General features: G+C 37.2%; 16 protein-coding genes. 10 read left to right on the forward strand and 6 right to left on the reverse strand.

Features of this window, described 5'->3' with window-relative positions; genetic code table 11:
• The first annotated feature begins 129 nt into the window (after nt 1-129).
• From SP041_RS01825 to tldD, 3 genes are read left to right on the forward strand one after another with little or no spacing between them, the layout of a single operon-like run.
• Nucleotides 130-4,092: a YhdP family protein gene (locus SP041_RS01825; RefSeq protein ID WP_137297287.1), complete on the forward strand. Its 3,963-nt coding sequence runs from the start codon at nt 130-132 to the stop codon at nt 4,090-4,092.
• Nucleotides 4,082-4,993, forward strand: coding sequence for a carbon-nitrogen hydrolase family protein (locus SP041_RS01830; protein ID WP_137297288.1), 912 nt, complete (start codon nt 4,082-4,084; stop codon nt 4,991-4,993). The genes SP041_RS01825 and SP041_RS01830 overlap by 11 nt, the downstream gene beginning before the upstream one ends.
• 14 nt (nt 4,994-5,007) lie before the next feature.
• Nucleotides 5,008-6,453 (forward strand): metalloprotease TldD, encoded by a 1,446-nt coding sequence (gene tldD / locus SP041_RS01835; protein WP_137297289.1) that lies wholly within the window; start codon nt 5,008-5,010, stop codon nt 6,451-6,453.
• 186 nt (nt 6,454-6,639) lie between these two features.
• On the opposite strand, the gene yjgA is transcribed toward tldD, so the two are convergent.
• A complete protein-coding gene (gene yjgA, locus SP041_RS01840) occupies nt 6,640-7,149 on the reverse strand; it encodes a ribosome biogenesis factor YjgA (RefSeq protein ID WP_137297290.1) in 510 nt (169 codons plus the stop codon).
• Between the two features lie 125 nt (nt 7,150-7,274).
• Between yjgA and pmbA the strand changes: the two genes are divergently transcribed.
• Nucleotides 7,275-8,600, forward strand: a complete 1,326-nt coding sequence (gene pmbA / locus SP041_RS01845) for a metalloprotease PmbA (RefSeq protein WP_137297291.1) — start codon at nt 7,275-7,277, stop codon at nt 8,598-8,600.
• Nucleotides 8,601-8,795: 195 nt separating this feature from the next.
• On the opposite strand, the gene SP041_RS01850 is transcribed toward pmbA, so the two are convergent.
• The 5 genes from SP041_RS01850 to rsfS are packed head-to-tail and all read right to left on the reverse strand — an operon-like array spanning nt 8,796 to nt 13,440.
• The gene (locus SP041_RS01850) at nt 8,796-9,644 is read right to left on the reverse strand and encodes a septal ring lytic transglycosylase RlpA family protein (protein WP_137297292.1); all 849 of its coding nucleotides are present in this window, start codon (nt 9,642-9,644) and stop codon (nt 8,796-8,798) included.
• 4 nt (nt 9,645-9,648) lie between these two features.
• Complete coding sequence (rodA, locus tag SP041_RS01855; RefSeq protein WP_137297293.1) at nt 9,649-10,752, reverse strand: rod shape-determining protein RodA; 1,104 nt, start codon at nt 10,750-10,752, stop codon at nt 9,649-9,651.
• Between the two features lie 2 nt (nt 10,753-10,754).
• Nucleotides 10,755-12,641 (reverse strand): penicillin-binding protein 2, encoded by a 1,887-nt coding sequence (gene mrdA, locus SP041_RS01860; protein WP_137297294.1) that lies wholly within the window; start codon nt 12,639-12,641, stop codon nt 10,755-10,757.
• A 2-nt stretch (nt 12,642-12,643) separates the two neighbouring features.
• A complete protein-coding gene (gene rlmH, locus SP041_RS01865; RefSeq protein WP_137297295.1) occupies nt 12,644-13,114 on the reverse strand; it encodes a 23S rRNA (pseudouridine(1915)-N(3))-methyltransferase RlmH in 471 nt (156 codons plus the stop codon).
• Nucleotides 13,114-13,440 carry a ribosome silencing factor gene (gene rsfS / locus SP041_RS01870; RefSeq protein WP_137297296.1) on the reverse strand — a complete coding sequence of 109 codons (327 nt, stop codon included), beginning with the start codon at nt 13,438-13,440 and terminating at the stop codon, nt 13,114-13,116. Before rsfS ends, rlmH begins: the two co-directional genes overlap by 1 nt.
• 299 nt (nt 13,441-13,739) lie before the next feature.
• Here rsfS and mraZ point away from each other — a divergent pair, with 299 nt between their 5' ends.
• The 6 genes from mraZ to murF are packed head-to-tail and all read left to right on the forward strand — an operon-like array spanning nt 13,740 to nt 20,377.
• Nucleotides 13,740-14,201, forward strand: coding sequence for a division/cell wall cluster transcriptional repressor MraZ (mraZ, locus tag SP041_RS01875; protein ID WP_137297297.1), 462 nt, complete (start codon nt 13,740-13,742; stop codon nt 14,199-14,201).
• Nucleotides 14,201-15,148, forward strand: a complete 948-nt coding sequence (gene rsmH / locus SP041_RS01880; RefSeq protein ID WP_137297298.1) for a 16S rRNA (cytosine(1402)-N(4))-methyltransferase RsmH — start codon at nt 14,201-14,203, stop codon at nt 15,146-15,148. Before mraZ ends, rsmH begins: the two co-directional genes overlap by 1 nt.
• Entirely contained in the window at nt 15,149-15,463 is a 315-nt protein-coding gene (gene ftsL / locus SP041_RS01885) for a cell division protein FtsL (protein ID WP_137297299.1), read from the forward strand. It abuts the gene before it with no gap.
• Nucleotides 15,460-17,289 (forward strand): penicillin-binding transpeptidase domain-containing protein, encoded by a 1,830-nt coding sequence (locus SP041_RS01890; RefSeq protein WP_137297300.1) that lies wholly within the window; start codon nt 15,460-15,462, stop codon nt 17,287-17,289. The genes ftsL and SP041_RS01890 overlap by 4 nt, the downstream gene beginning before the upstream one ends.
• Nucleotides 17,289-18,875 (forward strand): UDP-N-acetylmuramoyl-L-alanyl-D-glutamate--2,6-diaminopimelate ligase, encoded by a 1,587-nt coding sequence (gene murE, locus SP041_RS01895; protein WP_137297301.1) that lies wholly within the window; start codon nt 17,289-17,291, stop codon nt 18,873-18,875. Before SP041_RS01890 ends, murE begins: the two co-directional genes overlap by 1 nt.
• Entirely contained in the window at nt 18,872-20,377 is a 1,506-nt protein-coding gene (gene murF / locus SP041_RS01900; RefSeq protein WP_137297302.1) for a UDP-N-acetylmuramoyl-tripeptide--D-alanyl-D-alanine ligase, read from the forward strand. The genes murE and murF overlap by 4 nt, the downstream gene beginning before the upstream one ends.
• Nucleotides 20,378-20,419 lie beyond the last annotated feature (42 nt).

Raw genomic sequence — 20,419 nt, forward strand, 5'->3', positions numbered from 1 at the left:
TATAAAAGCGTATTAATGGTTTTAGGCAGTTGAAAATAAATACAAATAACATTGAAATATTATGAAAGGGCGGTAAATGGGTTTTCATTTTTGAAATATTTTACTTTTGGATGTTTAAAGTGTTTATTGATGTTAACGGTCGTTACATTGATTCTTATTGCAATATTATTGACGGCTGCCCGTTTTGCAATCAATAGCGTTGATGATTATAAAGAGCAACTTGTCGAGTGGGTTGCTGCTGAGCATGATATTAATGTAAATGCAGACAAAGTCACTGCTGGGGTTGATTTCTCTGGGTTAGTGCTGACGCTAAAAAATGTAACGTTTACTGAAACGGAAGCTTTACCCTTTGAGTTAAAAATAGATAACTTATTTTTACATTTTGATTTTTTAGAAAGTCTTCGTAAACAACAAATTACCTTTAATGATATCTCACTTAAAGGTGCTAATTTACTCCTGAAGTCCTCTTTAGATACTGAAGATATAGGACAGTTAGAATTCTCTGATGCTGAATCACAGTCTCAAAGCACGCTTGATGCCCTTAAAAATATTTTCCTTCTTCGTTTAAGTTCTTTTTCCATTACTGAAAGTCGTATTAATTTTACCGACCATCTTTACAATAAAAAAACAATTTTAATACAAGAATTAAGTTGGATTAATGATGGAGAGCATCATCAAGGTGTCGGTAAAGCCTCACTCCCTAATACATTAGATGGGAATAGTTTAGAGTTTATCATCGATATAAAAGGCGATGCGGAAGGCGCAAATGAACAATTAATTGGTAGTATTTATGCTCATGCTGACAATTTGAATGTTGCAGAATATATCAGACCACAAATAAACCCATTAGCCGAATTAAAAACGGCGACTACGTCATTCAAATTATGGAGTGAATTTGATTTTAATGGTCCTAAAACCATCCAATTAGAATGGGGGAATTCTGAAATAGCGTGGTTAATGTTAGGGCAGTCGCATGATTGGCAAGTAAATCATGGAACATTACAATTTACCTATCAAAATAATTATTGTTTATTTGATAGCTATGACTTAAACATTACTCATAATTTTGTTCCTTTCAGTGATGTGAAAATATCAGCAGATGGCACATTAGGTAAATTTGGTGGGGTTGATTTAAATGGCATTGATGTCAGCTCTATTATGCCCTTTGGTCTTTTATTTTCTTCTCTTTCTGAAGCGGATATTAAGAAAATATCAGCATTAGAAATAGGTGGGAAATTAAATAAAATAGGCCTAAATGTTGATAAGCCTGGCGAACTCACTATTAATGCGAATATTGATGCATTTAATAACCAAGCCGTTGGTGTGATACCTGCTGTGAGCGATGCCAATATATCAGTGACATCGAATCAACATAATGGATATGCGAGTATAAAATTAGGACCACAAGATATTTATTTCGATGGTCAATTTAATCGCCCAATGCCACTTCAAGAAGGTGACTTTGCATTAAGTTGGAAGAATAATGAGGATGGTTTTGAATTAATGAGTGAGAAGAGCTTGTTGATTACCAATGAGCTTAATAGTCTATCTCAGTTCTCATTATTTTTTCCTAATGAAAATGCTGAGAATACGAGCCCTATCCTAAACCTTTATTCTTATGCATCCCTCAATGATGCCAGTAAAGCACAACATTACTTTCCAATTCATGCGATGGGGGAAGATGTATTTAACTATTTAAAGCCAACGCTTAAAAAAGGTACTGTAGAAGGCGCTAAAATTCTATGGAGTGGACGACTCTCCGATTATCCTTTTGAACAAGATCAAGGTGTTTTTCAAGCATTTGTGCCAGTCAAAAATGCGGAGTATGATTTTTATGAAGGCTGGAAAGGGTTAAGTGATTTAGACCTTAATTTATTATTTGAAAATGATTCATTACTCATGAAAAGTAATAAAGCAAAATTAGGCGATATTAAGGTCGATAAATTGATGGCAAATATTGATCATTTGTCTTCTGAAGGTTTATTAACAGTGAATGTTGATCTTGAAGAAAAGTCTCAGTCGATTGTTAAGTATCTCATTGCATCCCCATTAAAAGACAGTGTTGGTAAGGCTGTTCAGTCAATCCATATTAATGATCGTCTAAAAGGTAATTTGGTATTAACTATTCCATTAGCTGAAGATAATGATGAAACTCAAGTATCGGGAAAATTTAACCTTAATAATAACGATATAGATATCGAACTTGGCAGTGACTCGTTATTACCTTTAAAACATGTAAAAGGTGCATTTAGTTTCATTAATGGTGATTTAACAGCAGATGATTTAACGGCAACATTGTTTGATCAACCCGTTAATATTTCTTTTTTTAGTAAAGAATATTCCGACAAATACGAACTTAAAGCGAATATATTCGGTCAGTGGGATGTGGCTAAACTAAGTCGAGATCAACAATCATTATTGCCTTTACAATTGAGTGGTAATTTAGATTGGCAAGGGAAAATGACCTTTACACAACATTTAAATAAAGACTATAAATTTGGTGTTCATTTAACATCACAATTACAAGGAGTGAAGGTTAATCTGCCTCTACCTTATAATAAAAATTCACTACAAGCTTGGCCTACAACCATTAATATTAATGGTGACCAAAATAGCATGCATTGGGATGCGTTAGTCTCTAATAAGTTAAAATCATCGGGTGAGTTAGCTTACCCTAAGCAAAAAACCTCTCTTAATTATTTGTACCTAGGGTTAGGCAAAGATACTGGCATTGCTATCGATAAAACAAAGCAAATTATTCGTATTAATCAAGATAAAGTTAACTTAACACCTTGGGCTGAAATATTAAATAATTACTTCTTTAAGCCACTAACAACACCAATCAAAACAGCTGAAAATGTAACGGATGCACCCAATGAGTTGATAAATATTGATGCTGTCTACCTTAAGATAAAACATGCAGAGTTATTTGAACAACCGTTAATTAATTTGAGCTCTGATATAATCCAAACAAATGAAAAACTTGATATTAATGTTAAAGCAGATAACTTATTAGCAAATGTTGAATATCGACAAGGTATTCCTGACCGTTATGATATTGATATAAAAGAATTTAATTTTCAATTTCTAGATATGGAAGCATTGCAAGCTACATTATTTAATGAGGAAAAAACGACATTAACTGAATACAGTGATAATTTACGTGAAGATTATCCTGAGATATTTTTAGAGTGTTTCTCATGTGTTTACAAAAAAATGGATCTATCATCATTAAAAACTCATGTGTACCCTAGCCAGTCGCGTTTTAGTATTGATTATTTACAATTAGGAGATGGTAAACAATCAACTAATATTTCGGGCGTTTGGGATCAACGCCGAACTAATATTATTGTAGATAGCCATGCTAGCAGTGATACAAGCATTATTCATCGACTTGGTTACAATAGTCCATTGAATTATCAAAATGCCCAATTAAATGGCTCATTTAATTGGGTTGGCGCACCATGGGAGTTTAATCTTGACTCTTTAAATGGCGATCTCTCCTTGGACTTTGAAGATGGACAAATCACGGAAGTTGATGATAAAGGCGCACGCTTATTAAGCTTTTTAAGCCTCGATGGTATTCGACGTAGCTTGAATTTAGAGTTTGGAAATGTCTTTTCTAAAGGACTTGGCTTTGATGAAATGTCTTTTTCTGCGAATATTACTAATGGCATTTTAAAAAATGATGATTATTATCTCGATGGCTCTGCAGGTAAAATTTCTGGTAATGGTTTGATTGATTTACCAAACCTTAATGTTAATTATCGTTTTAGTTATAGTCCTGCTGTGACCTCTAGTTTACCCGTCCTTGCTGCTTTTGCTATTAACCCATTAACAGGGGCTGCTGTGTTAATGTTAACTAAAATATTTGAACCAGTAGTGGATACGATTATACGTGTCGACTTCTCTGTAAAAGGTGCGTTAAGCGATCCAGAGATTAAAATTGAAGATAGGTTAAAAGGCACCGTTAAATTACAAAATAGTGAAGTACTTGAAGAAATTGAAGACCAACAATTAGACAATAATTCATTACAAGATATTTTGCTGAACGAAGAATCAATGGATGAGGAGCTGGAAGATGAGTTCTAAAATACATAACCCACAAATAAAAAGCACTGATATTAAAGAATCAGGAATATGTAAATTAACCGCCATTCAAATTATTAGTAATGACAATGTTGACGATAATTTTTCACAAATAGAAACGCAACTTAATGCTTTACCAGCAAGTACAGATGCAACAAAGCACATTGTATTATTACCTGAAAATGCACTTTGCTTTGCGAATAGAGAGCATTACTTAAGCGTTGCTGAGCGCTTAGGTGATGGACCGAATCAAACACGTTTAAGCAAACTCGCTAAACAACATCATTGTATTTTAATCTGTGGTAGTTTCCCTATTCAAAGTGAGCAAGCAGATAAAATATACACGACTAGCTTGGTTTATTCAGAGAGTGGTAAGCTGCTTGAGTCATATCATAAAATTCATTTGTTTGATGCTGATGTTGCCGATACACAAGGTGCATACAAAGAATCAGATACATTCATTGCAGGACAAGAAATAAAGATCGTTGATTGTGGCTTTGCTAAAATTGGTTTAGCTATTTGTTATGATTTACGCTTTCCTGGTTTATTTCAACAACTCGCTGAATGTGGTGCTGATATTATATTATTACCGGCTGCTTTTACTAAAGTGACAGGACAAGCACACTGGCAAGCTTTGCTACAAGCGCGCGCTATTGAAAACCAGTGCTACTTTATTGCAGCAAACCAAGGTGGTGAACACTTTGTTGATCACGATACTTTTAGCGTACGTGAAACCTATGGGCATTCAATGATTATTAATGCGTGGGGAGAAGTGCTGAGTCAATTAACAACGGGAAATGGCTTTGCACAAGCAGACTTCGATAAAGAGGCTTTAAATAGCATCAGAAAAAAAATGCCAGTAAAACAACATAATCAATTTAATAGCACTCAAAAATTTAAATAAAATAAGGATCTTTAATGTCTTTTCAACAAGTTGTAGACAATTTTTTAGCCCCTGCAGATATGCAAATCAGTGATTTAGAATCACAGCTTAGCCAAATTTCTGGGGCTCACATTGACTACGCAGATTTTTATTTTCAAGCGAGTCGCCATGAGTCTTGGTTATTAGAAGACGGCATCGTTAAAGAAGGTAGCTATAACATAGAAAAAGGCATCGGTATTCGCGCGGTTTCTGGCGAAAAAACTGGCTTTGCTTATTCAGACCATATCTCTAAAAAAGCGATATCAGAAGCGGCTAATGCAGCTAAAAGTATTGCTAACTCTGGTCAAGAGAAAACCATTAAATTGGTTATGCCCACACCACAACCTATTTACTATGGCACTTCTGATCCTTTAGAAAGTATGAGCCGTGATAAAAAAATTGAATTATTAAAGCAAGTTGATACTTTTGTTCGTGCTTTAGAGCCATCGGTAAGTGAAGTGACTGTGTCATTAAACGCGGTTTATGAAGAAATTTTAGTGGCGGCTACTGACGGTACACTAGCATCAGATATTCGCCCTTTAATCCGTTTCGGTTGTTCTGTCTTAGTTGAAAAAAATGGTAAGCGTGAACGTGGTAGTTCAGGTGGCGGTGGTCGTTTTGATTTAGATTATTTTACTGATACACAAGAAGGTGAATTAAAAGCGTTCTCCTATGCTCGCCAAGCCGTACGCCAAGCATTAGTTAATATTGATGCTATTGCTGCTCCTGCTGGCGCGATGCCAGTTATTGTCGGTGCTGGTTGGCCGGGAGTGTTATTGCATGAAGCAGTAGGGCATGGCTTAGAAGGCGACTTTAACCGTAAAGGCTCTTCAGCATTTTCTGGAAAAATAGGGCAACAAGTGGCTTCTAAGCATTGTACTATTATCGATGATGGCAGTATTGCCGATCGTCGTGGTTCAGTGAATATCGATGATGAAGGAACGAAAGGACAACGTAACGTTTTAATTGAAAATGGTATTTTGAAAGGTTACATGCAAGATAAGCTTAATGCACGATTGATGGGCGTTGATCCAACGGGTAATGGCCGCCGTGAGTCTTATGCTGATTTACCAATGCCACGTATGACGAATACTTTTATGTTGAATGGTGAGTATGAGCATGAAGAGTTAATCGAAAGTGTTAAAAAGGGTATTTACGCGCCTAACTTTGGTGGTGGGCAAGTGGATATTACGTCAGGTAAGTTCGTATTCTCGGCATCAGAAGCTTATTTGATTGAAGATGGTAAAATTACTGCTCCCATTAAAGGTGCAACATTAATTGGTAACGGGTTTGATGCAATGCAACAAATCTCTATGGTTGCGAATAACATGTGCTTAGATGCGGGTGTTGGTGTTTGTGGTAAAGAAGGGCAGAGCCTACCTGTTGGTGTTGGGCAACCCTCTTTGAAAATTGATCAGTTAACAGTTGGCGGCACTAACTAAAGTTACTTTTTTATTGTTCTATTTTTTATGTTCTATCACTTTCCATTACGCAGATTGTATTTATAGCGCTTTCTATTTATATCATTTTTTATAAGTAGGAAGTTGTATTAATATCCAAACAAAAAAGCCAGATTAGTTTAACTAATCTGGCTTTTTTGTTTGTCGCATAAATTATTTATTAGAGACTTATAAACAATTCGTTTTTAAGTAAACAAATAATTCTTTTGCTGTTTTAGCCGGTTTCTCTAATTTCTTTTCTTTATTCGCTTGGCGTATTAATTGGCGAAGCTTTTGGCGCTCTAGTTGAGGATACATGTCTAACGTATCATTCACTTTAGGGTCACCTAGTTCAATTAGTTGCTCAGTTAATAATTCTAAATGTGCGATCGCATGAGTACGTTTACGATTGTTGTCATTTAAAATATCAAGTTTAGCAGTAATCTTCTCCATGTCTTCAGTACGTAGTACCTTACCGATATATTGATACTGTCTGCGTAGTGCTTCATGCTTAGTTGCAATTTTATGTGCAACCTTGATACCTTCCATCAATGTATCGCTGGCGGGTATTTGTGCTAATTGTTTTGCATTTAAGGCCACTAACTGGCGACCAATCTCTTTTAAAGCTTCAGCTTCACGTTTGATTTGCGACTTACTAATCTCTTCTTCTTCAGAGATTTCTTCAACTTTTTTATTCATGGCTTATGGTCTATCACGTTAGGGATTAAATAATTATGCGCATCATACCATCATCGCAAGATGCTTACCTTAATCCATGTTATTATTTGTTATCTTAAATTTATTTTACATTGTGGTGATTAAACATGATTGAACAGAAACAGATGCTAGAAAATGCCGTAAATACGGCACTTAATATTGCCAATGATTTAGGGGTTACCCAAGCTGAAGTTGCATTAGGTAAAAGTGCTGGTATTTCTGTCAATACCCGTTTGGGTGAAGTAGAGAATATAGAGTTCAATCATGACGGTGCAATGGGCATTAGTGTTTATGTCGATCATCGCAAAGGTAGTGCATCAACAGCTGATTTAAGTGAAGAAGCGATTGCCGCTAGTGTTAAAGCCGCAGTGGATATTGCTAAATATACTAGCCAAGACCCTTATGCTGGGTTATTAGATAAACGTTACTTAGAAGACAATCCAATTGATTTAGATTTGTATCATGCGAGTAATAAAAGTACCGATGATTTATTAGCGTTAGCAAAACAATGTGAGGATATTGCATTAGGTTTGGATAAACGTATTGTGAATTCTGATGGTGCAGGTGTGAATAGCCATACCAGTTTACAAGTGTATGGTAATAGTAATGGTTTTCTAGAAAGTTATGGTAGCAGTCGTCATAGTTTAAGTTGTGTATTAATTGCACAAGAGAATGATGAGATGCAACGTGATTATAGCTATACCAGTGCACGTGATATGAATGAGTTATTATCGCCTCAATGGGTAGCAGAACAAGCGGTAAAACGCACTGTTGAGCGTTTAGGTGCTCGTAAAATTCCAACACAAGAAAGCCCTGTTATTTTCTCTCCTGAAATGGCCAGTGGTTTATTTGGGCATTTAGTGAGTGCTATCAGTGGTGGAAGCTTATATAAAAAGTCTTCTTTCTTATTAGACTCTATCGATACACAAATATTCCCTGATTGGATGTCAATTTCAGAAGACCCACATATCATCAAAGGCATTGCGAGTTCTCCTTTTGATAGTGAGGGCGGGCGTACTGTTAAACGTAATATCATTGATAATGGTTTCTTGCAGACTTACTTACTAACTGGCTATGCGGCACGTAAAATGGGGTTAGAAAGTACAGGCCATGCTGGTGGTATTCACAATTGGTTTGTGAAAGACGGCGGCTTAGATTTAGCTGGTTTATTAAAAGAGATGGGCACTGGGTTATTTGTAACTGAATTAATGGGACAAGGCGTTAATATGGTGACGGGTGATTATTCTCGAGGCGCTGCAGGTTTCTGGATTGAGAACGGCGTTATTGCTTATCCTGTTCATGAAGTCACCATTGCAGGCAATTTAAAAGAGATGTTTATGGATATCAGTGCGATTGGTTGTGATACTGACCCAAGAAGTAGTTTGAAAACGGGTTCTATCTTAATTAAGAAAATGAAAATAGCGGGTGCATAATATTTTTTATTAAAGCATTGTCTAATAAAAAAGCATTTAATGAAAAAAGCTTAATAAAGCATTACTTAATAAGAGTTTAATAAAGAGCTTAATAAAAACATTTAATAAAAAGCCGCTACTTTAATTTAGCTAAAGTAGCGGCTTTTTAATTATGTTTATAAGTAAAGTTTAGTAAATAAACTAAGCAGGTAAACGTTATTGAGCTTTATGAATGATATAAGCTTTAGGATAATCTAACTGCACCGATTTTAGTAATGCTTCTGTTTTAGATTCACTCGAGAAAGGCCCAACACGTAAATAATATAGGTTGTTTTTTTGTTCAATAAAGCTATTTACTTTGTATTGTTTGGTTAATTTTTCTGATAGTAAACCTGCTTTTTTTGCGCTCGATGTCACTAAGTATTGAATACTAAAAGTGCCGTTAAGATTTTCTTGCTCATTTAATATCGTAACACTTTCATCTTCAGGGAAATGTAATAGTTTAATTTCAACTTGGCCTGTACCTGCTTTAATAATATCGAGTTTGCTCGCTGCTGCATAAGAAAGGTCAATAATGCGACCTTCATGAAATGGTCCACGGTCATTTACTCTTACAATAATTTTCTTTTTATTGGCTAAGTTTGTCACTTCTACATAACTTGGTAAGGGTAAGTTTTTGTGGGCTGCGCTCATCGAAAACATATTATAACGTTCACCATTAGAAGTTAAATGGCCATGAAATTTATTACCGTACCAAGAAGCGCCACCTTTTTCAGTTAGCTCCGTAATATCTCTCCATACTTTGTAATCAAGGCCACGCACAGTGTAATCTTTATTGCCACCACGAGAATAAGGTTCATAACGAGGGGTTACATTTTCAATATGTTCTAATGATGGAATCTCTGTTGGTGCATGATCTTGACTGTATTGATAGCGGCCATAATTATCAGTATAAACAGGTTCTTCAGCCTTATTGTTAGTCTTGTTGCCTGCATCATTATTGTTACTACTACAAGCCGTTAAAAAAATGCTTATAAAGCAGAGTTGGAGTATATTTTTAAGCATAATTTTACCGTTTTATATTAAATCGTTTATGAGTATGGATAGACATTAAAATACCAAACCCTGCAAGTAAAGTTACAATAGAGGTACCACCAAAACTAACAATAGGTAGCGGTACACCTACCACGGGTAATAAACCACTTACCATACCAATGTTTACAAAAACATAAACAAAGAAAGTAAGAATAATACTCCCTGCAATTAATTTAGTGAAAGCATCCTGTGCTTGGTTAGCAATCCACAATCCTCGACCAATAATCAGAAGATAAATGCTTAATAAGAGTAAAACACCCACAAACCCAAATTCTTCGGAGAATACCGAGAATATAAAGTCAGTATGACGCTCAGGTAAAAACTCAAGTTGAGATTGTGTTCCTTGCATCCAACCTTTGCCCCATAAACCGCCGGAACCAATTGCTATTTTAGATTGAATAATATGATAACCCGCACCTAAAGGATCAGCTTCAGGATTAAGCAGTGTTAAAACACGACCTCGCTGATAATCAAGCATCAGGAAATACCATAGAATAGGGATAAAAGCTAAAACCGCCGCTAGAGCAAGACCTATATATAACCAAGAAATACCCGATAAAAATAGTACAAAGATACCTGACGACGCGACTAGAATTGAGGTACCTAAATCAGGTTGTTTAGCAATCAATAAGGTCGGGATCACAATTAATAATAATGCGATAAACCCTTCTTTAAAGCGTGTAGGTAAAGTGTATTGACTGACATAGTAAGCGACCATCAATGGCATAATGAGTTTCATGATTTCAGAAGGTTGAAATTTGGTAAACCCTAAATCTAACCAGCGTTGTGCACCTTTACCTGTATGCCCCATGACTAATACAGCCACCAGTAATAACACACAAATTAAAAAGATAGCGGGTGTCCATCGTTGATACCATTCAGGTGGTATTTGTGCGATAACAATCATTGCTGTTAATGCTATTGCTAAGCGGGTCACTTGACGATATAACATTTCATATCCGCCTACAGAATATAAAACGGTCAAGCTAATGCTCATTAATGCGAGTAACCCTAACAATAAGTAAGGGTCAATATGTAACCGATAGAAAATGCTTTTTTGAGCTTGTGTACTGACCATAATTATAAACCCGGTTCCGGTGTTGAAGCTGCTGAGGTTTTCTCTTTAAAGTACTCATCAAATAATTCACGAGCAATTGGCGCAGCATTACTACTACCACCACCTGCATTCTCTAATACAACAGTCACTACAATTTCAGGAGACTCAAAAGGTGCAAATGCGACAAACATAGCATTATCACGATGACGCTCGCTTATTTTATCTGCATCGTATACTTCATCTTCTTTAATATTAATAACCTGTGCTGTTCCTGATTTACCTGCGACGGTATACGGGGCATCACCAAAAGTACGGTAAGCTGTCCCTCTTCTTTTACTGGTTACGCCTTGCATTGCTTCTAATGCGACATCCCAATAGCGTTGACTATGTAATTTAACCGCTTGTGTTACTTCATACTCAGGTGTAATTGTCTCTTCCGCAGAGATAATAGAATTTAATATATGTGGTTTAATATTTTGACCACGTTTCGATAACATCGCCGTTGCTTTAGTTAATTGGATAGGAGTCACTGTCCAATAACCTTGCCCGATACCAATTGAAATCGTATCACCATCGTACCAAGGTTGATTGAATCGCGTACGCTTCCAATCTCGTGATGGCATAATTGCTTTTGTTTCTTCTGCGATATCTAAACCACTGTATTCACCAAAGCCAAACAAGCGCATGAACGGCTCGATACGATCAATACCTAATTTATATGAAGTGTCATAGAAAAAAGTATCACAGCTTTGCTCTATTGCATGGAATACATCTACTAACCCATGTCCCCAACGTTTCCAGTCACGGAAACGTCGTTTAGAATTAGGGACGATCCACCAACCTGGATCGAATATTTTTGTTTCTTCTGTAATGACTTTTTCATCTAATGCTAATAAAGCCATTTGTGGTTTAATGGTTGAAGCGGGTGGGTAACGTCCTTGTGTAGCACGGTTAATCAGCGGTCGATCTTTTGACTCTAATAGTTCTTGGTATTTTTTCTGGCTGATCCCAGTTACAAATAAATTAGGATCGTAACTTGGTGCTGACACAAGACTTAATACAGCGCCATTTCTGGCATCCATTAAAATAATGCTACCACGGTTATCGCCTAATAATTCTTGTGCTTTCAACTGTAAGTTAATATCAATATTAAGTTTGATATCTTTACCAGGCACTGGAGAAGTAAAGCTTAGTGTTCTGATTACCTTACCCCAACTATCAACCTCTACTTGGCGTTGACCTGGTTGACCATGAAGAATATCTTCGTAGTACCTTTCGATACCTAACTTGCCAATATAATGCGTGCCTTGATAACGAGCACGTTCGCCACGTTCTTCAATTTTTTCTAAATCACGGGTATTAATTTTTGCGATATAACCTAATACATGTGTAAACGCATTACCGAAGGGATAAAAGCGCTTGAGGTTAGCTTGAATGGAAAAACCTCTGAATAGATGTTGGTTAACAGTGAATTTAGCGACTTCTTCTGGAGTTAATTGATCTCGAATAGTGATCGCTTTAAAGGAGCGAGAATGGCGACTTTTGCTTTTGAAGTCACTTAACTCATTTTCAGACAGTGAAAGTAAAGAAGCTAAACGCTCAATATCACTCTGCAAGTGTTTAGTTTTATTAGGAATAACTTGTAGGCTATAGACTGGTCTATTTTCTGCGAGAATGACACCATTACGATCGTAGATTAAACCACGATTGGGCGGGACGGTTTGTACGCTGATCCGATTCGCATTGGATCTTGTTTTATAGGTATTGAAAGAGTTAATTTGTAGGTAATACAAATTAGTAACTAAAATACCGACAACAAATAAGATCCCTAGAAAAAAAACAATCGATCTGCGCACAAATAAAGCAGACTCAGCGCTGTGATTACGAATGCTATTACGTTTTCTCTTCACCTTTATTCCCTGTGGTAAGGGTGATTAATAGTGAGCGTAAAGGCGCGATATAAACTTTCTGCAACGATGATACGAACCAGAGGGTGCGGTAACGTTAATGCAGAAAGTGACCATCGCTGCTCAGACTGTTCAATACACTCTGGTGCTAGGCCTTCAGGGCCGCCGATCAATAGGCTAATATTTCGCCCATCGTGTTGCCATTTTGTCATTTCATTGGCTAATTGTTCAGTTGTCCACGATTTACCTGTCACTTCTAGCGTGACAATTTTGTTACCTTTTGGAATCGCTTCTAAGGTTAATTCACCTTCTTTTTTTAAAATACGCTTAATGTCTGCGTTTTTTCCACGTTTACCTGCGTTAATTTCTAGTAACTCAAGTTGCATCTCTTTTGGGAAACGCCGTGCATATTCTAGGTAACCTTTTTCAACCCAGTCTGGCATTTTAGTGCCCACTGCAATTAGCTGAATTTTCATTATGCAGTTTCAGTCCATAACTTTTCTAATTGGTAAAATTGACGCGTTTCATCTTGCATAACGTGTGCGACAACCGTTCCCATATCAATTAAAACCCACTCGCTACCTTCAAGTCCTTCAACGCCTAGAGGCACTTCACCGGCATTTTTTGCTGCTAGTGCCGTTTGTTCAGCAATCGAACGAACGTGGCGTTTTGAAGTACCTGTACAGATGATCAAAGTGTCAGTCACATCTGAGATGCCAGCTACGTCAATCGTTACGATTTCTTTTGCTTTCATGTCTTCAAGTTGGTTAATGATAAATGCTTTTAATTGTTCGTCTTGCAAGGGAATTTCCTTCCGAGTTTATTGATTAAATTGTTTTAAGCGGCGGAGTATATCACGCAACTTATTAATTGGACGCATTTTGAGATTAATTTCACTTTTTTATTAACCGATAAACCATACAAATAAAATGGCTACCAAAGAAAAGTGCGATCTTGATCTCTATTTAAAAAGATCCATTGCTTGCAATAATATTGAACTTTATTAGACTGAGTGGTCAAAAGTGGGGAAAAGTGACAAATTGTGGATCTTTTTCTTATAAAGTGGATCGTTTACCCACAAATAAATGGAATTGAATAATCATGTTGCGTGGTGCAAATGCAATAAATCTGGACACAAAAGGACGTATTGCGATCCCAACTCGGTATCGTGATTGGCTGACTGACAATTGTCAGGGGCAGTTTGTGTGCACGATTGATTTTCAATCTCAGAACTGTTTATTGCTTTATCCAATAAATGAATGGTTGTTAATAGAAAATAAATTACGTGGTTTATCCAGTACAAACCCACAGGAAAGACGTATACAGCGACTTATTCTAGGTCATGCCAGTGAGTGTGAGTTGGATAAAAATGGACGAACGTTGATTGCGCCAACGCTGCGTCAACATGCAAAATTAGATAAAAAAATAATGTTAGTAGGTCAATTGAATAAATTTGAAATTTGGGATGAAGACGTGTGGCATCAACAAGTACAACAAGATCTAGAAAGCGATATGTCGTTAGGCATGGAATTAAGTGATTCTCTCAAGGAGTTCTCGTTCTAATGAGTGAGCATGTAACCGTATTATTAGATGAAGCAGTTGATGGTCTAGCGATTAAGCCTGATGGCATTTATGTCGATGGGACATTTGGTCGTGGTGGACATTCTCGACATATTCTATCAAAACTTGGTCCTAACGGACGTCTGATCGCGATTGATCGTGATCCGCGTGCCATCGCGACTGCTGAAGCATTAAAACTAGAAGATAGTCGTTTTGAGATCGTTCATGGTCCTTTTTCTGGTTTGGCTGAATATATTAAAGATCTTGGGTTAGCCGGAAAAATCGATGGTGTTTTATTAGATTTAGGCGTGTCTTCTCCACAACTTGATGAAGCGGAACGTGGTTTTAGCTTTATGCGTGACGGCCCGTTAGATATGCGTATGGATCCAACGTCTGGTATTAGTGCTGCTGATTGGTTAGCTAAAGCTGATGTCGATGATATTGGTTGGGCGTTAAAAACCTTCGGTGAAGAAAAGTTCGCTTATCGTATTGCTCGCGCAATTGTTGCAGATAGAGTGGAAACACCCTTTACACGCACTCTACAGTTAGCACAGTTGATTGAGCGTTTATGTCCTAAGCGTGAAAAGAAAAAGCATCCTGCAACACGAAGCTTCCAAGGTATTCGCATTTACATTAATAGTGAATTAGAAGAGATCCACAAAGTATTAGACGGTGCTTTAGATATTTTAGCGATTGGTGGTCAACTGTCTGTGATCAGTTTTCACTCTTTGGAAGATCGTATTGTTAAACGATTTATTCGTAAAGAAGAAAAAGGACCTGAATATCCACCGGGTTTGCCATTAACCGATGCGCAAATGCAAGACGGTAAAAATTTGAAAGCAGTAGGTAAAGCAATTAAACCAACTGCACAAGAAATTGATGTTAACCCTCGTTCTCGTAGCTCAGTTTTACGTGTCGCTGTAAAAATCAGACAGCCAGAGGTTAAGTAAGTGGTTGATTATCGAGATAACTTATTATTACTTATTTTAGCGGACTTACGTCAAAATGCTATCTTAGTTATTTTGGGCATTGTTATACTTATCAGTGCTTTATATAACATTTATATAACGCATGAAACGCGTGAATTAGTGACTAAGAAAGAATCTTTATCACAACAAAAAGACAACTTAATGATCGAATGGAGAAACTTGCTAATCGAAGAGCATACGCTTGATGAGCATAGTCGGATCCGTTCAGTTGCAGGTAATCAGTTATCAATGTCACAACCAACTAAGAAAAATAGTGTATTAGTGGAAATTCGATGAACAGAAAACGGACTACAACAAGAGCCAAGGCAGGTTCGCAAACACGTAAGAAAAAAATATATCTAACCTATTCATCGGGTAGATATATTTTTGTAGCCGCGACGATCACGATGATTGCTATTGCTTTAATTTCACGTCTTGCCTTTATCCAAGTCCTTGAGCCTGAATACCTCTCTAATGAAGCCGATAAGCGTAGTTTACGTGTCACCAGTTCTGTTGCTCATCGTGGTAATATTGAAGATCGAAATGGTGAAGAGTTGGCGATCAGTGTGCCTGCTTACGCTATTTGGGTTGATCCTAAAGAAGTTAAAAAACATTTTGTATTCACTCGTGAAGAGTGGGCTGATAGTGTTGTTGTTAATCCTAAAACAGGCTTAGAGAGACACACTAAAAAGTACTTCTATGAGTCTAAAAAATGGCCAGCATTAGCAGAAGTGCTTGATATTAAAATTGAAGATCTTGCTAAAGCAATTCAAAAACCAAACTCTCGTTTTGCTTACTTAAGACGCCAAGTGAATGATCCCGTGGTGCAATATGTAAAACAATTAAGACTATCGGGTATTGCAAGTCAGTTAGAGTCGCATCGTTTTTACCCTACAGGTGAAATTAATGCCAATATTCTAGGATTAACTGACCTCGATGCACAAGGCATTGAAGGAATAGAAAAAAGTTATAATGATTATTTAGAAGGGCAAACCGGTAAAAAACGTGTTCGTAAAGATCGTTTAGGTAATGTGATTGACAATGTCGAAGTATTGCGTGAGAAAAAGCTAGCGGGTAATTTACAGTTAACGATTGATCAACGTATTCAAGCGGTTGCTTATAGTGAATTAAAACGTGCTATTAAAATCAATAATGCGACTTCTGGGTCTATTGTTGTGATTGATATTCATAATGGTGAAATTTATGCGATGGCCAATTATCCATCGTTTAATCCTAATGATCGTAATCAATATCAAGCTTATAAATTACGTAATCGTGCTATTACAGATACTTTTGAACCCGGTTCGACAGTTAAACCATTAGTGGTTGCCAGTGCATTAATGAATAAGAAAACGAATGTTGATGAAGTGATTGATACTTCCCCAGGCTGGATGAATATTGGTGGGCGTCGAGTACGTGATGGTCATAATTACGGGAAAATGGATTTAGCTAAAATATTAAAGAAATCAAGTAACGTTGGGGTAAGTAAACTAGCATTGCGACTAAAACCAGAGCAATTACAACAAACCTTTGCTGATTTTGGTTTTGGTAATGATACCGGTATCGGGTTGATTGGAGAAAGTGTAGGTCGTTTACCGATTCGTCATCGTTGGTCTGATTTTGAGTTAGCAACGATGTCTTTTGGTTATGGCATTACAACAACAACATTACAACTTGCTAAAGCGTATGCGACTTTGGCAAGCGGTGGTATTGAATACCCTGTTTCTATTATCAAAGGGACAAAACAGCCTGGTGAACAAGTTATTCCTAAAAATATTGCGCTTGAAGTTGTTGCAATGATGGAAGGGGTGAGTAAACCCGGCGGTACTGCTAAGAAAGCCAAAGTTGAAGGTTACCGTATTGCAGGTAAAACGGGTACTTCTAGAAAAGCTGAAGCAGGCGGTTATGGTGATGACTATGTTGCTGTTTTCGCAGGGATAGCACCGGCGAGTCGTCCTCGTTTTGCTATTGCAGTTATGATTAATGAACCGCAGGGTGACCGTTATTATGCTGGTGATGTTGCTGCACCTGTATTTTCTGAAGTAATGAAAAGTACTTTATTATTAACACATGTTTTGCCGGATGGTGGAGATGAAAGCTACACCTACCTGGAGGCTAAGTAATGACTAGTAAAGTACAGCTAACACACGCTAGTTGTATCCTTTCTTGGTTATTAACGCCATTTTTTAAAAATACAGGTGTTGATCCACTTTTATCTTTGTCAGAAACTTGTATTACAGGGATGACGTTAGATAGTCGAGTCATTAACACCGGTGACTTATTTTTTGCTGTACAAGGTGCAATGAGTGACGGCCGTACCTTTATTAATAAAGCGACTAAAGCAGGGGCTTCTGCCGTGCTTTCTGAAACAAAAGATAAAGCGTTACATGGTCAATTTCATTTTGAACAAACGATCCCCGTTATTGAAGTGTATGAATTAAATAAACACCTTAGTGCAATCGCGATGCGCTTCTATTTCTCTAGCTCAAACCTTCATTCTGTCACGGCCATTACTGGCACTAATGGTAAGACTACTATTGCAAGTTTATTAGCCAATAGTTACATGCTGTTGGGTCAGCAAAGTGCGCAGATGGGAACCATAGGAAATGGCTTATATGGCCAGCTTGAAACAAGTTTAAATACGACGTTAGACGCTATCTCAGTATGTCGTGAATTATCACAATACCAATGCCAGGGTGCTCAACATACGGTGATGGAAGTTTCTTCTCATGGCTTAATACAGAACCGAGTGGCTGCTATACCTTTTAAAACCGCTATTTTTACTAATTTAACGCGTGACCACCTTGATTATCACGGCACTATGCAAGCTTATGCCGATGCTAAAAAAATACTATTTGAAGAATTTCCATTACAGCATCGTATTATCAATGCCGATGACTCAGTCGGTAAAGCGTGGCTAGCTGAATATTCTGACGCAATTGCCTATGGCTTTAATGTAATACCTCATTCAGCAACGCAACAATACTTTAGTGTTACTAAGGTTCAGTATTTAGCGCAAGGGTTGGCTTTTGACTTTATCTCTAGCTGGGGCGAGGGTTTCATCGAAACACCATTTTACGGTGACTTTAATATTTCGAATATCGCAGCAGTGAGTTGTGCATTATTAGCTGATGGCTTTTCGATTCAACAAATTCAAACGGTAATCGCTCAATTAACTGTGGTTCCTGGGCGAATGGAGCAATATGTATTTCAACAACAAAAGCTAACGTTTGTTGTTGATTATGCACACACTCCAGATGCGTTAAAGAATGCATTGCAAGCATTACAAAATCACACACAACAAGGACGTATCATTGCTGTGTTTGGTTGTGGTGGTGATCGCGATAAAGGTAAGCGCCCTGAAATGGCTAAAGCAGCTGAGAAAGGTGCTGACCAAGTCGTGATTGTTGATGACAATCCACGTAGTGAAAATGCACAAGAAATTGTTGAAGATATTAAAAAAGGATTAACTCATCCTGAACAAGCGTTAGTCATACATGATCGTAAACAAGCTATTTTACATTTATTAGCAACAGCAAATGAAAACGATATTATTTTGGTGGCGGGTAAAGGCCATGAAGATTATCAAATTTTTGGCGATACAAAGGTTCATTATAGCGATCGAGAATGTTTGAGTGAGTTAATCGAATCCTCACAAATAGAAAAATCTGAATTAGAAAATGAAAAAGCACAGGAACAAAAGCGATGATCACACTCTCAGTTGAGCAATTATGCAATGCAACGAAAGGTAACCTAAAAGCAGGTTATGCATCGCTATCACAATCTGCTGCTATCACTTTTAATAATGTCAGTACCGACACTCGCACGATTAAAAGTAATGATTTGTTTATTGCATTAAAAGGTCCCTCTTTTGATGCACACCAATTATTGCAAAGCGCGCTTGATAAAGGCGCTTCTGTTTTATTAGTCGAAGCGAATAGCACATTAACGATTCCAACTGACAGTCTTGTCGTTGAAGTTGAAGATACGCGTATTGCATTGGGCTTATTAGGTCGTTATATAAAACAGCAGATTACTGGATTAAAATGTGCAGCGATCACTGGCAGTAATGGTAAAACCACGTGTAAAGAATTATTGAGTGCGATATTAACGGCACACAGCGGTAATGCAGATAAAGTATTAGCAACCGCTGGTAACTTTAATAATGATATTGGTTTACCGTTAACGTTACTGAGGTTAGAAGCTCAACATCAATTCGCAGTGCTTGAATTAGGGGCAAACCATATTGGTGAGATTGCTTATACCGCAGCTTTGGCAAAACCTGATGTCGCATTAGTTAATAATGTGATGCCTGCGCATTTAGAAGGATTTGGTTCTTTAGAAGGTGTGGCGACTGCAAAATCTGAAATCTGGTCTAGTTTAGCGTCTGATGGTGTTGCTGTGGTTAATTTAGATGCGAATTTTGCTGATGACTTTATTAAAAAACTACAGAATAAACAACAACCACTTATCACTTTTTCTAGAGAAACTGAGACCGACAGAACGGTCGATGCAGATCTATTTGCCACTGAACTCCACAGTAATGAGTTAGGTCAATCAAGCTTTATATTGAACGTTAAAACATCAATGCTCTTCGCTCAAAAACAAGCTCAGAATGAATCGGCTAATTCATTACAAAATATTCAAATTCAATTGAACCTTCCAGGTAAGCATAATGTCAGTAATGCATTAGCGGCAAGTGCGATGGCATTGGCATTAGGCTGTTCATTAAATGACATTCAGCAAGGTTTACAAACATTACAACAAGTTGCAGGGCGCGTTAATTATGCTGTGGTTTCTGACACATTAACTGTGATTGACGACACTTATAATGCGAACTCTGCATCAGTAAGTGCTGGTATTGATTTATTAGCTCAATACCCATGTGAACGACTATTAATTTGTGGCGATATGGGCGAGTTAGGCCATTATGCAGAGCAAGAGCATCAAACTATTGGTGAGTATGCGCAACAACACAATATTAATAGATTATTTACAGTTGGAAATTTGAGTCAACAGGCAACAAATGCGTATAATGCGGCCTCTAAAAATGCAGGGGCAGAACACTTCTCAGACAAACAACAACTTAAATCAGCGATTAGTGCTTATTTGGGAAGTCAAAAATCTAAAGTTGTGGTGCTTGTAAAGGGCTCTCGTAGTGCAAAAATGGAAGAGATTGTCGCTTTCATTAAACAAGAGTTCGGTGCATAAGTCTTCATCATCTGCTGGTCAACAGCTTTATAAAATAGGATT

Source organism: Psychromonas sp. SP041, from assembly GCF_000470315.2.
In the GTDB taxonomy this organism is placed as follows: Bacteria; Pseudomonadota; Gammaproteobacteria; order Enterobacterales; family Psychromonadaceae; genus Psychromonas.

What these genes read in the sequence shown, in the direction of transcription:
- SP041_RS01830 (WP_137297288.1), top strand. Translation starts at nt 4,082, where the DNA reads ATGAGTTCTAAAATACATAACCCACAAATAAAAAGCACTGATATTAAA.
- SP041_RS01850 (WP_137297292.1), bottom strand. Translation starts at nt 9,644, where the DNA reads ATGCTTAAAAATATACTCCAACTCTGCTTTATAAGCATTTTTTTAACG.
- rsmH (WP_137297298.1), top strand. Translation starts at nt 14,201, where the DNA reads ATGAGTGAGCATGTAACCGTATTATTAGATGAAGCAGTTGATGGTCTA.
- rlmH (WP_137297295.1), bottom strand. Translation starts at nt 13,114, where the DNA reads ATGAAAATTCAGCTAATTGCAGTGGGCACTAAAATGCCAGACTGGGTT.
- murF (WP_137297302.1), top strand. Translation starts at nt 18,872, where the DNA reads ATGATCACACTCTCAGTTGAGCAATTATGCAATGCAACGAAAGGTAAC.
- tldD (WP_137297289.1), top strand. Translation starts at nt 5,008, where the DNA reads ATGTCTTTTCAACAAGTTGTAGACAATTTTTTAGCCCCTGCAGATATG.
- mraZ (WP_137297297.1), top strand. Translation starts at nt 13,740, where the DNA reads ATGTTGCGTGGTGCAAATGCAATAAATCTGGACACAAAAGGACGTATT.
- SP041_RS01890 (WP_137297300.1), top strand. Translation starts at nt 15,460, where the DNA reads ATGAACAGAAAACGGACTACAACAAGAGCCAAGGCAGGTTCGCAAACA.
- SP041_RS01825 (WP_137297287.1), top strand. Translation starts at nt 130, where the DNA reads ATGTTAACGGTCGTTACATTGATTCTTATTGCAATATTATTGACGGCT.
- rodA (WP_137297293.1), bottom strand. Translation starts at nt 10,752, where the DNA reads ATGGTCAGTACACAAGCTCAAAAAAGCATTTTCTATCGGTTACATATT.
- murE (WP_137297301.1), top strand. Translation starts at nt 17,289, where the DNA reads ATGACTAGTAAAGTACAGCTAACACACGCTAGTTGTATCCTTTCTTGG.
- pmbA (WP_137297291.1), top strand. Translation starts at nt 7,275, where the DNA reads ATGATTGAACAGAAACAGATGCTAGAAAATGCCGTAAATACGGCACTT.
- yjgA (WP_137297290.1), bottom strand. Translation starts at nt 7,149, where the DNA reads ATGAATAAAAAAGTTGAAGAAATCTCTGAAGAAGAAGAGATTAGTAAG.